Annotated in this window: 16 protein-coding genes; 8 read left to right on the top strand and 8 right to left on the bottom strand. The window is 66.1% G+C overall.

The features are described 5' to 3' along the window. Positions 1-128: 128 nt before the first annotated feature. From ACWW36_RS19885 to ACWW36_RS19870, 4 genes are all read left to right on the top strand, one after another. The gene (locus tag ACWW36_RS19885; protein WP_456137692.1) at positions 129-443 is read left to right on the top strand and encodes a putative quinol monooxygenase; all 315 of its coding nucleotides are present in this window, start codon (positions 129-131) and stop codon (positions 441-443) included. After that, the gene (locus ACWW36_RS19880) at positions 443-1,261 is read left to right on the top strand and encodes a mycofactocin-coupled SDR family oxidoreductase (protein WP_456137691.1); all 819 of its coding nucleotides are present in this window, start codon (positions 443-445) and stop codon (positions 1,259-1,261) included. Before ACWW36_RS19885 ends, ACWW36_RS19880 begins: the two co-directional genes overlap by 1 nt. Next, positions 1,261-2,130 carry an SAM-dependent methyltransferase gene (locus ACWW36_RS19875; RefSeq protein ID WP_456137690.1) on the top strand — a complete coding sequence of 290 codons (870 nt, stop codon included), beginning with the start codon at positions 1,261-1,263 and terminating at the stop codon, positions 2,128-2,130. The genes ACWW36_RS19880 and ACWW36_RS19875 overlap by 1 nt, the downstream gene beginning before the upstream one ends. A gap of 149 nt (positions 2,131-2,279) precedes the next feature. Then, a complete protein-coding gene (locus ACWW36_RS19870; protein WP_456137689.1) occupies positions 2,280-2,507 on the top strand; it encodes a hypothetical protein in 228 nt (75 codons plus the stop codon). Here the strand turns inward: ACWW36_RS19870 and ACWW36_RS19865 are convergent, their stop codons facing one another. Genes ACWW36_RS19865 through thyX form a run of 3 tightly spaced genes read right to left on the bottom strand, consistent with a single transcriptional unit; the run spans position 2,508 to position 5,899 of the window. After that, entirely contained in the window at positions 2,508-4,184 is a 1,677-nt protein-coding gene (locus tag ACWW36_RS19865) for a ribonuclease J (protein WP_456137688.1), read from the bottom strand. Then, the gene (dapA, locus tag ACWW36_RS19860) at positions 4,184-5,086 is read right to left on the bottom strand and encodes a 4-hydroxy-tetrahydrodipicolinate synthase (protein ID WP_456137687.1); all 903 of its coding nucleotides are present in this window, start codon (positions 5,084-5,086) and stop codon (positions 4,184-4,186) included. The genes ACWW36_RS19865 and dapA overlap by 1 nt, the downstream gene beginning before the upstream one ends. A gap of 60 nt (positions 5,087-5,146) precedes the next feature. After that, positions 5,147-5,899, bottom strand: coding sequence for an FAD-dependent thymidylate synthase (gene thyX, locus ACWW36_RS19855; protein WP_456137686.1), 753 nt, complete (start codon positions 5,897-5,899; stop codon positions 5,147-5,149). A 79-nt stretch (positions 5,900-5,978) separates the two neighbouring features. Between thyX and ACWW36_RS19850 the strand changes: the two genes are divergently transcribed. After that, on the top strand, positions 5,979-7,463 hold the full coding sequence (locus tag ACWW36_RS19850) for an FAD-dependent monooxygenase (RefSeq protein WP_456137685.1): 1,485 nt from the start codon (positions 5,979-5,981) through the stop codon (positions 7,461-7,463). Next, complete coding sequence (locus ACWW36_RS19845) at positions 7,460-8,035, top strand: TetR family transcriptional regulator (protein ID WP_456137684.1); 576 nt, start codon at positions 7,460-7,462, stop codon at positions 8,033-8,035. Before ACWW36_RS19850 ends, ACWW36_RS19845 begins: the two co-directional genes overlap by 4 nt. Here the strand turns inward: ACWW36_RS19845 and ACWW36_RS19840 are convergent. Together ACWW36_RS19840 and ACWW36_RS19835 are read right to left on the bottom strand one after the other, a co-directional pair. Then, positions 8,032-8,310, bottom strand: coding sequence for a hypothetical protein (locus tag ACWW36_RS19840; RefSeq protein ID WP_456137683.1), 279 nt, complete (start codon positions 8,308-8,310; stop codon positions 8,032-8,034). The genes ACWW36_RS19845 and ACWW36_RS19840 overlap by 4 nt on opposite strands. A 73-nt stretch (positions 8,311-8,383) precedes the next feature. Beyond that, the gene (locus ACWW36_RS19835) at positions 8,384-9,151 is read right to left on the bottom strand and encodes a FadR/GntR family transcriptional regulator (RefSeq protein WP_456137682.1); all 768 of its coding nucleotides are present in this window, start codon (positions 9,149-9,151) and stop codon (positions 8,384-8,386) included. 86 nt (positions 9,152-9,237) lie between these two features. Here ACWW36_RS19835 and ACWW36_RS19830 point away from each other — a divergent pair, with 86 nt between their 5' ends. Continuing rightward, a complete protein-coding gene (locus ACWW36_RS19830; protein ID WP_456137681.1) occupies positions 9,238-10,143 on the top strand; it encodes a proline iminopeptidase-family hydrolase in 906 nt (301 codons plus the stop codon). Positions 10,144-10,171: 28 nt separating this feature from the next. Next, a complete protein-coding gene (locus ACWW36_RS19825; protein WP_456137680.1) occupies positions 10,172-11,608 on the top strand; it encodes an APC family permease in 1,437 nt (478 codons plus the stop codon). Here ACWW36_RS19825 and ACWW36_RS19820 read toward each other — a convergent pair. The 3 genes from ACWW36_RS19820 to ACWW36_RS19810 are packed head-to-tail and all read right to left on the bottom strand — an operon-like array spanning position 11,553 to position 14,040. Next, positions 11,553-12,764, bottom strand: coding sequence for a winged helix-turn-helix domain-containing protein (locus ACWW36_RS19820; protein ID WP_456137679.1), 1,212 nt, complete (start codon positions 12,762-12,764; stop codon positions 11,553-11,555). The genes ACWW36_RS19825 and ACWW36_RS19820 overlap by 56 nt on opposite strands. Next, positions 12,761-13,243, bottom strand: coding sequence for a dihydrofolate reductase (locus ACWW36_RS19815; RefSeq protein ID WP_456137678.1), 483 nt, complete (start codon positions 13,241-13,243; stop codon positions 12,761-12,763). The genes ACWW36_RS19820 and ACWW36_RS19815 overlap by 4 nt, the downstream gene beginning before the upstream one ends. Beyond that, positions 13,240-14,040 (bottom strand): thymidylate synthase, encoded by an 801-nt coding sequence (locus ACWW36_RS19810; protein ID WP_456137677.1) that lies wholly within the window; start codon positions 14,038-14,040, stop codon positions 13,240-13,242. The genes ACWW36_RS19815 and ACWW36_RS19810 overlap by 4 nt, the downstream gene beginning before the upstream one ends. Positions 14,041-14,050 lie beyond the last annotated feature (10 nt).

Below are 14,050 nucleotides of genomic sequence, written 5' to 3'. Positions count from 1 at the left end.
AAATGTCTCAATTGGGCGCCGGGCGGGTTTCTATGGTGCCGAAATGACGGGTCGACGCGGGCCGACCGATACGGAAACCTTCTAGGTAGGCTAGGCAACCGTCCAGCACGTACTCAGCGAGGAGTCCCATGCCCGTCACTGTCGTCGCCACCATGAAAGCCAAGCCCGAATCGGTCGACGCGGTCAGGGACGCGTGTAAGCAGGCCATCGAGGCGGTGCACTCCGAACCCGGTTGTGATCTCTACTCTCTCCACGAGGCTGACGGCACGTTCGTCTTCGTCGAACAGTGGGCCGACGCGGACGCCCTCCAGAAGCACAGCACCGCTCCGGCCGTCGCGACCCTTTTCGGAACGGTCGGTGAGCTTCTCGACGGCGCACCGGACATCAAGATGCTGCAACCCGTCGTCGCCGGCGACCCGGCCAAGGGCCAGCTGCGTCCCTAATGGCCTCGCTCGCAGGCAAAGTCGCGTTCATCACCGGCGCCGCCCGCGGTCAGGGCCGCGCGGAGGCGGTTCGGCTGGCCTCCGACGGCGCGAACATCATCGCGGTCGACATCTGTGACCAGATCGCATCGGTGCCGTATCCGATGGCCACCCCCGACGATCTGGCCGCAACGGTCAAGCTTGTCGAAGACACCGGCGCGCGAATTGTGGCCCGCGAGGCCGATGTTCGCGATCAGGCGTCGCTGTCCACCGCGTTGCAGGCGGGGCTCGACGAGTTCGGCAGGCTCGACATCGTCGTCGCGAATGCAGGTATCGCGCCGATGGAATCGGGCGCCGAGGGATGGCGGGACGTCATATCCGTCAACCTCACGGGTGTGCACAACACGGTCGAGGTCGCGATGCCGCGCCTGATCGAGCAGGGTGACGGTGGATCGATAGTCCTGATCAGCTCGGCGGCGGGTCTTGTCGGCATCGGAGGCGGCGACCCGGGATCGCTGGGCTACACGGCGGCAAAGCATGGAGTCGTCGGGTTGATGCGGGCCTACGCGAATCACCTTGCACCGCATAGTATTCGCGTCAATTCGATTCACCCCAGCGGTGTCAACACGCCGATGATCGACAACGACCATACCCGTCAGTGGCTCGCCAATGTGATCGCCAGTTCGGAACGGCCGCCGGACATGGGTAACGCGATGCCGGTTCAGGTTCTCGAGGCGGAGGACATCGCCGCAGCGGTCGCCTGGCTGGTGTCCGACGAGGCGCGCTATATCACCGGCGTGACGCTTCCGGTTGACGCCGGATACGTCAACAAGCGCTGATGGCGCGAAACCCCGCTGCGCAGACCGCCTTCGGCCCGATGGTCCAGGCCGCCATCGAGCAGTACGAGCCGCCTGCACACCGCCTGGTCGATGACGACCTCGCGATGTCGGTCCTGCCCGCAGGCCAGCGGGCGGTGGTGCGCGCGATGCGGTGGCCGCTGCTGCGCCGCCTGGCGATATCGGCCGGCGAGCGGGCCGTTCCCGGTTCGTGGTCGCTCATTGCATGCCGCAAGCGCTACATCGACGACAAGCTGCACGAGGCCCTCCCGGACATCGATGCCGTCGTCATCCTCGGTGCGGGCATGGACACCAGGGCATATCGCCTCGCGCGTCGCTCCGATATTCCGGTCTTCGAAGTGGACCTGACGGTCAACATCGCGCGCAAGAAGGAAGCCGTGCAGCGAGCAGTCGGCTCCGTGCCCGCGTCGGTTCACCTGGTGCCGTTGGACTTTGAACGCGACGATCTGATCGGCGCACTGACCGGTCACGGCTACCGCATCGACGCCCGCACGTTGTTCATCTGGGAGGGCGTCACGCAGTACCTCAACGAGGACGCGGTTCGCGCCACACTCGGCGCATTGACGGGCACGCCGCCGGGCAGTCGGCTCGTGTTCACCTACGTGCGCCGCGACTTCATCGACGGGCTGAACATGTACGGCGCGAAGGTGCTGTACAAGCGTTTCAGGCAACGGCAGCAGGTGTGGAAGTTCGGTCTGGACCCCGATGACGTCGCCGCGTTCGTCGGCGAATACGGCTGGCGCCTGGTCGAACAGGCGGGCCCCGACTACTACACGCGCAACTACATAGCGCCCGCGGGCCGCGAGCTGACCGCGTCTGAGCTGGAGTGGACGGCCTACGCGGAAAAGTAGGCGAGAACTTCCCCTAATCCCCTAACGGCAACGGTTGCGGTTTCCCCCAGACCCGCCGCGCAGCAAAGGGCGCAGATCCCGTTTCCGCGGTTGGGCCGTGCCTCACATGATGGCAGGCAACATCATCACACCCGACATAGGACATGCCCATGTGCACCAGCTACCCCGACGAAGTCGCGTCCCCTGCCGACGGTCAGTCGGTCATCGAGCCGGGGCTCGTCATCGTCCACCGTGTCGGCATCGGACATTCCTACGCAATGTGCTCATGCGGCTGGTCGGGTTCGCGCCGGATACTGAAAGCGGCGGCGTGCCAGGACGCCTGGGGCCACGCGGTCGAAAACCGGTGTGTGGTGGCCTATCCGATGGTGGTTGCCTGACTAGATCTCGATGACCGTCGGCACGATCATCGGTTGGCGGCGGTAGGTCTCCCCCACCCATTTACCGATCGTGCGCCGCACCGCCTGGGCGATCCGCGTCGGATCCGTAACATTCTCGGAGACAAGGAATTCCAGCTCCGCCTCGACCTTACGCGCAGCCGGCTCCAGAGCCTTCGGGTCTTCCGAGAAGCCTCGAGAATGCAGATGCGCCGGCCCGGCGGGCCGCCCGGTGCCGCGGCCCACGACGACCGTCACCGCGATGAAACCCGAAGAAAGGATGAGCCGCTCGCCCAAGGTGGGGTCGCCGACGTCGCCGGTGATCAAACCGTCGACGAACATCTTGCCCACCGGCACTGCGCCTGCGATGCTCGCCGTGCCCGCCACAAGGTCGACGCTGACGCCGTTCTCGGCCAAGACGATGTTCTCCTCCGACACGCCAGTTCGACCCGCCAGCGCCGCGTTAGCGCGCAGCATCCGCCATGTGCCGTGTACCGGCATCACATTGCGCGGCCGCACCGCGTTGTAGAGGAACAGCAACTCGCCCGCGTAAGCATGCCCCGAAACATGTATCCGCACTTGGGCATTGGTGACGACGCGAACGCCGATCTTGGCCAACGCATCGAGCACACCGAAGATAGCTTCCTCGTTGCCAGGGATCTGCGACGAGGACATGATGATGAGATCGCCCGGTGTCAGCGTGATGCTGCGATGCTCACCACGCGACATTCGCGACAACGCGGCCATCGGCTCGCCCTGCGTCCCGGTGGTGATCAGCGTGACGCGCTCCGGCGCCATCATCTCCGCGGCGCCGATGTCGATCACATCGTCGTCGGCGACGTTGAGGTAGCCGAGTTCCTTGGCGATTCCCATGTTTCGCACCATCGACCGGCCCACGAACGACACCTTGCGGCCGAGCGCCACCGACGCGTCGATGATCTGTTGCACGCGAGCAACATTGGAGGCGAAGCAGGCCACGATGACCCGGCCTTCGGCGCTGCGGATCAGCCGGTGCATGTTGGGCCCGATCTCGCTCTCCGACGGTCCCACGCCAGGGATCTCGGAATTCGTTGAGTCGCAGAGGAACAAATCGACTCCGGCGTCACCCAAGCGCGACATGCCCGGCAGATCGGTGGGCTGGTCGTCGAGCGGCAGCTGGTCGAGTTTGATGTCGCCGGTGTGCAGCACGGTGCCTGCGCCGGTGTGAATCGCGATCGCCAGGCAGCCGGGAATCGAGTGGTTGACGTGGAAGTACTGGCACTCGAATACACCGTGGGTGCTGCGTTGTCCCTGCGCCACTTCGGTGAACGCCGGCTTGAGGCGATGCTCGCGGCACTTCTCGGCGACCAGCGCGAGCGTGAACTTCGACCCGACCACGGGTATGTCCGGCCGCAGCTTCAGCAGGAATGGGATAGCGCCGATGTGGTCCTCGTGCGCGTGGGTCAGGACCAGCGCCTCGACGTCGTCGAGGCGGTCTTCGATGTGGCGCAGGTCGGGCAGGATGAGGTCGACGCCCGGCTCATCGTGCCCAGGGAACAACACGCCGCAGTCAACGATCAACAGCCGGCCGAGATGCTCGAAAACCGTCATATTGCGGCCGATTTCGCTGATGCCGCCCAACGCGGTGACCCGCAAACCTCCTGGGGCCAGTGGTCCCGGTGGTTTGAGTTCGGAATTCACTACCGGAGCACCGCCGCGGCGCGCATATCTGCGGCCAGCGCCTCGATCTGCTCCGGGGTGGCCGGTATCTGCGGCAGTCGAGGATCACCGACCTCGAAGCCCTGTAGGCGCAGTCCTGCCTTGGCCAACGTCACGCCGCCGAGCCGGGATTGGGCGTCGCTCAACGGCCCCAGCGTGACGTTGATCTTCCGTGCGGTGGCGATATCACCGGATGTGAACGCCGACAACATGTCTCGCAGCTGCCCGGCGGCCAGATGTCCCCAAACGCTGACAAAGCCGACAGCGCCCATTGCGAGCCACGGCAAGTTCAGCGCGTCGTCGCCCGAGTAGTAGGCCAGCCCGGTTTCGGCGATGATCTGTCCGCCGCCGTGCAGGTCCCCCTTGGCGTCCTTGACGGCGACAACGTTCGGATGCTCGGCGAGCTTACGGATGGTGTCCCACTCGATTGCCACGACCGACCTCGGCGGGATGTCGTAGAGGACGACCGGCAGCTCCGTGGCGTCAGCCACTGCGGTGAAGTGCGCCAGCAATCCGGCCTGCGGCGGGCGGGAGTAATAGGGCGTCACGACAAGCAGCCCGTGTGCGCCCTCGGCCGCGCAGGCCTTCGCGAGATGCACGCTGTGCGCGGTGTCGTACGTGCCTGCTCCCGCGACGATCCGCGCGCGGTCACCCACCGCCTCCAGCACCGCACGCAGCAGCGCGATCTTCTCGTCGTCGGTGGTCGTCGGCGATTCCCCCGTCGTACCGAACAGCACCAGGCCGTCGCACCCGCCGTCGATGAGATGGGTGGCCAGCCGGGCCGCCGTCTCGGTGTCCAGCGAACCGTCGGGCTTGAACGGCGTCACCATCGCGGTCAGCACGGTGCCCAAACGGGCGGTCACGTCGAATCCGCTGGTGCTCACGGGCACCAAGATTACCTGTTCGACCTCACGCTTTTTTGGCTGGATCTGGCCAGCTCCACCTCACGCCTCCGTGGCCAGCGGGCTGGTCGCCACCTCACTACCGTCGGCCAGCTCGGTGATCTCGAAGTCAGAGAACACCTGCGGCGCCACATCGATGAGCTGACGCAGACATTCGATCGCAAGCCGGCGAATCTCGACGTCGGCGTGTTCACTGGCGCGCATCGCGATGAAATGCCGCCACGCCCGGTAGTTCCCCGTCACGACGATGCGTGTCTCGGTGGCATTGGGCAGAACTGAGCGGGCGGCCTGGCGCGCCTGCTTGCGCCGCAGCACCGCGTTGGGCTGATCGGCGAACTTGGCCTCGAGGCGGGCCAGAAGATCGGTGTACGTCGCACGACTGGCATCGGCGGCGGCCTTGAAAATTGCCAGCAGGTCGGCGTCGTCCTCCATGCCCGGCGGCACGACGACCTGCGATTCGTGCTCGGGGACAAATCGCTGGGACAGCTGCGAATACGAGAAATGACGATGACGGATGAGCTCATGCGTGCACGACCGTGAGATGCCCGTGATGTAGAAGGACACCGATGCGTGCTCGAGCACCGAGAAATGGCCGACGTCGATGATGTGTCGCAGGTATCCGGCATTCGTGGCGGTCTTGGGGTTGGGCTTGGACCAGCTCTGATAGCACGCTCGCCCGGCGAACTCCACCAGCGCCGGGCCGCCGTCGGCGTCGGTACTCCACGGCACGTCCGGCGGTGCCAGGAACTCGGTCTTGGCGATCAGTTGTACGCGCAATGGCGCCGTCTCGGCCACGGCGCAACCTTAGCCCGCGGCTTGCCTCCCTAAGTGTTAGAGACTAACATGTTAGTTACTAACACTTAAGGAGGCAGCGGTGGATGCAGACGTCATCATCGTGGGAGCTGGACCAACTGGACTGACTCTGGCCTGTGCCCTGCAGTCGGCCGGCCTCGGAGTGCGGGTGCTCGACGGCGCCGCCGGTCCGGCCGTCACCTCGCGGGCGCTCGGGCTGCAACCCCGTGGCGTCGAAGTGCTCGACCGGATCGGCGCGCTGGGCACTCTCCCCGACCGCGGCCTGCCGATCAACCGTGTCACCGTGACCGTCGAGGGCAATGAGCTGGCCACCCTGCCCGTCGGAAAAGCCATGCACCGGCTGCACGGGCCGGGGGCTTTGTTGATATCGCAGGCCGACATCGAAGGCGCGCTTCGCGACCGGCTGGCGGGCCTTGGCGGAACTGTCGAGTGGGGATGCCGCGTCAACGGGCTCGACGCACGCTCCGACGCGGTAACGGTCCGTCTCGACGACGGCACCGCGATCCGCGCCAGGTGGGTCGTCGGCGCCGACGGCGCGCACAGCATTGTCCGCAAGAGCGTTGGCATTGGATTCCCCGGAGTCCCCCTCATCGAGCGCTTCCTGCTTGCCGATGTCCACGCCGCGCTCGACCGGCCGCGTGATGCCACCGCGGCGTGGCTGCGCGGATCCAAGATGCTCGCCGCGTTTCCGCTTCCCGGTGACGACCTCTGGCGGCTGATGGCGCCGGCGCCGCCGGGTTTCGGCGATGATCCGACGCGCGACGACATCGTCGAGTACCTCGGCGCCCGGCTGGCTGCCGAAGCCGGCGGAACGGTTCGTTCGATCGAATGGACTTCCACGTTCCGTATCCAGCGCCGCTTGGCCGACACCCATCGACGCGGACGCGTGCTGCTCGCCGGGGACGCCGCCCATATCCACAGCCCCTTCGGCGGTCAGGGCATGAACACCGGGATGGGCGACGCCGAGAACTTGGCGTGGAAGCTCGCCCTGGTGATTGGTGGCCGTGCCGACGAGTCCCTGCTGAATACCTATGAGGCAGAACGACGCCCGATCGCGAAGAATGTCGTGGCGACGACGAGTGGGGTGACGGAGATCGTGGTGAGCGGCGGCTGGGTGGCCCGGCTGCTGCGTGACCGGTTGGTGGTCCCATTGATCAATCGCGAATGGCTGCAACGCTTGATCGCCGAGAAGTCTTCGCAACTGCAGGTCTCCTATCGGCGCGGACCGCTTGGCGCGAGGGGCTGGCATCCGGGGCGTGGCATGCGCGTCGGTGATCGCGTGGCGGATCGGACGTGCACGCGCGTCGACGGAACCGATGTGCGGCTGTATGACGTGCTGGGTCCGGGGTGGGCCTTGATCGGGTCGGAGTCACTCGCCGACGTCGCGCGCGAGCGGCTTGGCGACGTCGTTGCACTGCGCGGTGACGGCGACGCGCTGCTGGTGCGACCGGACGGCCATTTGGCCTGGCGCGGCACGGATGAGGTGGCACTGCGGCGGTGGCTCGACGGAGCGCTTGGCGACCGCACTCCGGCGCTGACGCCATGACCGACGACTGGCGCGCCCGCAAGAAGGCGGCGACGAAGCAGGCCATCCAAGACCACGCACTGCGCCTCTTCGTCGAAAAGGGCTACGACGCAACGACTGTGGAGGAGATCGCTGCGGCCGCCGGCGTGTCTCACATGACCTTCTTCCGGTATTTCCCACGCAAGGAGGAGGTCGTCGAATACGACGAATACGACCCGATACTCGAGCAGTTGGTGGCGGCGCGGCCGCCGCACGAACCACCGCTGACCGCGCTTCACACCGCACTCAGGACCGGCCTGCAGCAGATCCTCGGGACCGACCGCGACGCACTGCTCGTGCGCACCCGGCTGGTGTTGAGCCATCCCACGCTGCGATCGCGAAATGTGCTTGCGCAGGACACAACTCGCGACCTGTTCGCGCGCGCGCTGGCCCGCCGGGCGGGTCTCCCCGCGCCGGATCTCGCCGCGATGGTTCAGGCCGCCGCCGCGCTCGGCGCCATCGGCGTGGCGCTGACGGCGTGGGCCGAGGGCGACGACGACGCGGACCCCGTCGCACTCATCGACGAGGCGTTCGACGCGCTGGGGGCCGGCTAGGGCCCCTGGTAATAGATCTCGAAAACTGAATCGGGTTGCGGCGGGGCGCCTTCGACTCCACCTCCCTGCTCGAACGCACGCGCCAAGTCCTCGCGGATGAACTGCTCGAGTCCCTCACGCGAGTCCCAGAGTTCGATGATGCGCCAGCCCCCGTCGGCCTCGCCCGAGGCGTGGAACGTCATCCCCTTGTCCTGCGCGCCCTGCCAGACCTTGTCTCGAATCGCCTCGTATGACTCCTTGTCGACTGGCGGATGCCAGATGACCCCGATCGCCATGTCAGCCCCCTTGATCGATCGATGAAACCCCCGCGTGTTCAGTGTTTCACCGTCGCCCGACGGCCGAGCCCGATCAGTCGACAAGCACGCCCGCGCGGCGCATCGCGGTGGTGATCAACTCGAAGTCGATCGCGCCATGCGTGCGCGCCAGCGCGTCGGCGTCGTCGCCGCGGCCGTCGGCGATCGCGCGCACCAGCTCTTCGTGTTCGTGCAGAGCTCGCAGTTCCATGGTGCGCATGTTCGACGGTTCACCCCACAGGTGCGCGGGGGCGCCGATGCTCACCGTCGCCTTGAGGTCGAGCAGCACCTGCTTGAGGACGTCGTTGTGGGCGGCGTCCATGATCGCCAAGTGGAACCGGCTGTCGGCCTGCTGCGCGCCCAAGCCGCTCTCGGCGGTTCGGTACGCCTCGAATTTCGACCACAGTGCCGCCACGTCGTGTTCGGATCGCGACTCCGCCGCGGCTCGGCAGACGGTGCCCTGGAGTCGACAGAGCGCGTCGCAGCGGTCCTGCAGCTCGCCGAGTCGCATGCGCAGCGTGCGTCCCACCGCGTCGGTGGACGACTCCGGCCATTGATCGACCACATACGATCCGCCGCCGCGACCCCGTCGCGTTTCGAGCAGGCCCCGCTCGACGAGCCGCGCCAACGCCGCCCGCACGGTCATGCGTCCAGCGCCCAGCGACGTGGCCAGTTCGCGTTCCACGGGCAGTCGCGCCCCCGGCAGGTATTCGCCGATCGCGATCGCGGTGATCAAACGGTCGGTGATCTCGTCCACCCGCGAAGGCGTATCGAGTTGCTGATGGAGCAGCCCCGGCGTGGCCGGTGCCCCGTTGTGGGCCATGGGCGCAATCCCCTCGTCGTCAACTCAAGGTTAAATCCCTGTCAATGGTCTTGCCATGAGACCTTTACGGGTCCATGCTGACCGTCATGACACGCACGACCCGGCTGGTGCCGTTCCGCGAGCACCAAACCTGGGTGCAGATCACCACGCCAAATGATGCGCGGCAGGGCGCCCTGCCGCTGTTCGTCCTGCACGGCGGCCCAGGAATGGCGCACAACTACGTGCGCAACATCGCCGCGCTCGCCGACGAAACCGGGCGCACCGTTGTCCATTACGACCAGATCGGATGCGGCAACAGCACCCATCTACCCGACGCGCCCGCAGACTTCTGGACGCCCGGATTGTTCGTCGAGGAGTTCCACACGGTGCGCGAGGCGCTCGGCATCGACGAGTACCACGTGCTCGGCCAGTCGTGGGGCGGCATGCTCGGCGCCGAGATCGCGGTCCGGCAGCCGCCGGGACTCGCGTCGCTGGAGATCTGCAACTCCCCGGCGTCGATGGCGCTGTGGATGGCGGCGGCCGACGAACTGCGTGGCCAATTGCCACCCGATACGCAGGCCGCGCTCACCCGCCACGAGGAGGCAGGCACCGTCACCGACCCCGAGTATCTGGCCGCGACGGAGGAGTTCTATCGGCGCCATGTGTGCCGCGTCGTGCCGACTCCGCAGGACTTCGTCGACACGGTGGAGCAGATGGAGGCCGAGCCGACGGTGTACCACACCATGAACGGCCCCAACGAATTTCACGTGCTCGGCACATTGCGGGAGTGGAGCATCATCGACCGGCTGCACCTAGTCACCGCACCCACGCTGGTCATCGCCGGCGAATTCGACGAGGCCACCCCCGCCACCTGGCAGCCGTATGTCGAGCACATTCCCGACGTGCAAACCCACGTCTTTCCCGACAGCAGCCACTGCTCACACCTGGAGAAGCCTGAAGAGTTTCGCGCCGTCGTCGCCGAATTCCTCTTCAAGCACGACGCCCGGATCTGACCAATCCCACTATCCGACAGGACATCCCATGGACGACCAGCGCACCCTCGAATCGTTCGGTTACAAGCAGGAACTCCATCGTTCGGTCGCAACCATCGACCTCGTGATCTACGGGCTGGTGTTCATGGTTCCGATCGCGCCGTGGACCATCTTCGGCACTGTTTACAACAGCGCTTCTGGCATGGTGCCGCTGGTGTACCTGATCGGCCTGGTGGCCATGGTGTTCACCGCGATGGCGTACGCGCAGATGGCCAAGTCGTTCCCGCTGGCGGGCTCGGTCTTCTCCTACGTCGGTCGCGGAATCCACCCGGGCGCAGGCTTTTTCGCGGGCTGGGCCATCCTGCTGGATTACCTGCTGATACCGACTCTGCTGTACGTGTTCGCCGCCGAGTCCATGATCGGGCTGTTCCCCGGCACGCCGCGCTGGATGTGGGCGATCCTGTTCGTCGTCGTCAACACGGTGATCAACCTGCTCGGCGTCGATTCGCTGAAGGTGGCCAACCGGGTGTTCTTGGCGATCGAGTTGGTCTTCGTGGTGATCTTCGTGATCATCGCGGTGCGCGCCATCAATGGCCAGAGCCTGCCCAACGTCGGCTGGAGCACAACGCCCATCTGGAACTCAGACGTCGTCAGCGCACCGCTCATCGCTGCGGCGCTGTCGATCGCGGTGCTGAGTTTCCTTGGTTTCGACGGGATTTCGACTCTTGCCGAAGAATCGACCGGCAAGAAGAATCCTGCGGGCCGCGCAATGGTCGTCTCGCTGTTCATCGTGGCGTTCCTGTTCATAGTGCAGACGTGGCTCGCGAGCCTGCTGGCCGGCGGCCGTGAGTCGTTCAGCGATGACGAGGCGGGCAACGCGTTCTTCAAACTGGTCGAAGCCGCGTCGAGCACGGGGTGGATGAACGCGTTCTTCGTCGTCAACGTTCTTGCGGTCGGCTTCGCCAACGCGATGGCAGCCCAGGCGGCGACGAGCCGGCTGCTGTACTCGATGAGCCGCGACCGACAGCTGCCGGGCTTCTTGTCGAAGATCAGCAGCCGCGAGGTGCCGATGGCGGCGCTGCTGACGGTCAGCGCGATCAGCCTGGTGTTGGTGCTGTTCTTCGTGGGTCAGATCGCGCTGATCTCATCATTGGTGAATTTCGGTGCGCTGTTTGGCTTCTGCCTGCTTCACGTGTCGGTCGTCTGGTACTACATCGGACGCAAGAAGTCGAAGAACTATCTCCTGCACCTGGTCGTACCGACGCTGGGGTTTGTGATCATCGGCTACGTCCTGTTCAACGCGGACTCGCTCGCCAAGATCGGCGGCATCGTGTGGCTGGCCGTCGGGGCGGTGGTGTTCATCGTCAACCTGGTTCGCGGCCGAGGAGTACCGGAGATGGGCGATGAGCCCGCGGTACCGGGTGAGGGCGTCAGCCCAGCGACCGCGACAGCTGCCGTGTCAGATCGCCCCGCTCCCCGACCGTGACATCGGCGAGGCCGAGCCACGCCGCCATCGTCGTCAGCTCACCGGCAAGCGCGTTGGCCACCCGCGACTTGTCCTGACCGGGTTCGGCGAATGCACCGACCACATGCAGCGCGTCGCGGGTGCGTTCAGCCTTGAGATCGACACGGCCGACGAGCCGCCCATCGAGCAGGAACGGCCATACGTAGTAGCCGTACTCGCGCTTGGGTGCAGGCACGTATATCTCTATGCGGTAACGGAATTGGAAGAGCCGCTCCACTCGTGGCCGGAAGAAGATCAACGGGTCGAACGGGCACAGCAGCGCGGTGCCGCGGTCGCGTCGAGGAACGGTCTGGCCTGCTCGCAGATAGGCCGGCGCGTTCCAGCCGTCGACCTCGACGCGTTCGAGCTCACCGTCGGCCTCCAATTTGGCGATCGCCGGCTTGGACTGTTGAGGCTTGAGCCGAAAATAGTCGCGGATGTCGGCCTCTGTCCCCACACCCAACGCCGTCGCTGCGCGCAAGGTGAGTTCGCGGATCGCCTCGTCGTCGTCGACTTCTCGCGCCACCACCTCGGGCGGCAGCACGTTCTCCGTCAGGTCGTAGTGCCGGGCGAAGCCGACGCGGGTTGCCGTCGTCAGCACGCCGGACGCGAACAGCGCCTCAGTCACCCATTTCGTGTCGCTGCGGTCCCACCACGGGCCTTTCCTGCCGCGTTGTTCGGCGCCAAGATGAGCCTCGATCTGTCCGGCCGTCGAGGGTCCGAGTTCTTTGACCGCGGCGACGATGTCGTCGGCCAGCTTTGGCTGCTTCTTGACGATGTGGGTGCCCCACCGGCCGTGGGTGTACTCGCGCATCCGCCAGCGCAGCAGCGGCCAGTCCTCGACGGCCATCAGCGCGGCCTCGTGCGCCCAGTATTCGACCAGCAGACGCGGCGAGCGGGCCGAGTGGCTCCATGCCGCCCGGTCGAGCACGTCGCGGTCATACGGTCCAAGCCGGCTGAACACCGGCGCGTAGTGGGCGCGCACCGCTACCGACACCGAATCCAGTTGCAGCACTTGGATTCTTGAGATGAGCCGGCGCAGATGCGCGCGGGTGACCGAACCGCTCGGTTTGGGGTCCGCGAAGCCCTGCGCGGCGACAGCGATGCGGCGTGCCTGGGCGGCGGTGAGGACGGTCACGGGCGAACGTAGCTGTGATACCGGTAGCGCAGGCCCGAGCTACTGGTGAGCCACTCCCCTGCGTTGCCGATCCAGCTCTGGTCCAGCACGGGCGCCATCGCGTCGGCGTCCTGGCGCGGGAGGTCGATCTCGACCTCGGTGACCTCGCAACGGTTCGCCAGCGGCAGCGCGAGCGCGTAGATCTGCTCACCGCCTATCACCCAGGTTTCGTCGTCGGTGAGCGCGTCTTGGATCGTCGTCACCACATCTGCACGGTCGGCCATGTAGTCAGCTTGCCGGGTGACTACGACATTTTTGCGTCCCGGCAGCGGGCGCACCTTCGTCGGCAGCGATTCCCAGGTCAGTCGGCCCATGACGACGGTGTGGCCGAGGGTGAGTTCCTTGAACCGCGCCTGGTCCTCGGGCAGCCGCCAGGGTATGCCGCCGTCGCGGCCGATGACGCCAGAGGTGGACTGGGCCCAGATCAGCCCCAGGCTCATACGGCGACGGGTGCCTTGATGGCGGGGTGCGGGTCGTAGTTGACGATCGCGATGTCGTCGTAGGTGTAGTCGAAGATCGAATCACGTGGCGCCAGAACGAGTTCCGGGTATGGCCGCGGGTCGCGTGACAGCTGCTCGGTGACCTGCTCGACGTGGTTGTCGTAGATGTGGCAGTCGCCGCCGGTCCAGACGAATTCGCCGACCTGCAGCCCGGCCTGGGCGGCCATCATGTGCGTCAGCAGCGCATAGCTGGCGATGTTGAACGGCACCCCGAGGAACAGGTCGGCGCTGCGCTGGTAGAGCTGACAGGACAGCCGCCCGTCGGCGACGTAGAACTGGAAGAAGGCGTGGCAGGGTGGCAGCGCCATCTGCGGAATTTCGCCGACGTTCCACGCCGAGACGATGTTGCGCCGCGAGTCCGGGTCGGTCTTGAGCAGCTCGAGCGCGGCGCTGATCTGGTCGATGTGTTCACCCGACGGCGTCGGCCACGACCGCCATTGCACACCGTAAACCGGTCCCAAATCGCCTGTCTCAGAGGCCCATTCGTTCCAGATTGTGACGCCGCGCTCCTGCAGCCAGCGCACGTTCGAGTCGCCGCGCAGGAACCACAGCAGCTCGTAGATCACCGACTTGGTGTGCACCTTCTTTGTGGTGATCAGCGGGAAACCCGCCGTCAGGTCGTAGCGCATCTGGTGGCCGAACAGGCTGCGGGTGCCGGTGCCGGTGCGGTCCGACTTGGGTGTGCCACGGTCGAGCACCAGACGCAACAGATCCTCGTAGGGCGTGGCAATCGGCACGCCGGTCAGC

The sequence above is a fragment of the Mycobacterium sp. MMS18-G62 genome (genome assembly GCF_053877835.1).
The sequence above is the reverse complement of the archived record's forward strand: the minus strand, read 5'-3'. Positions and strand labels throughout refer to the sequence as shown.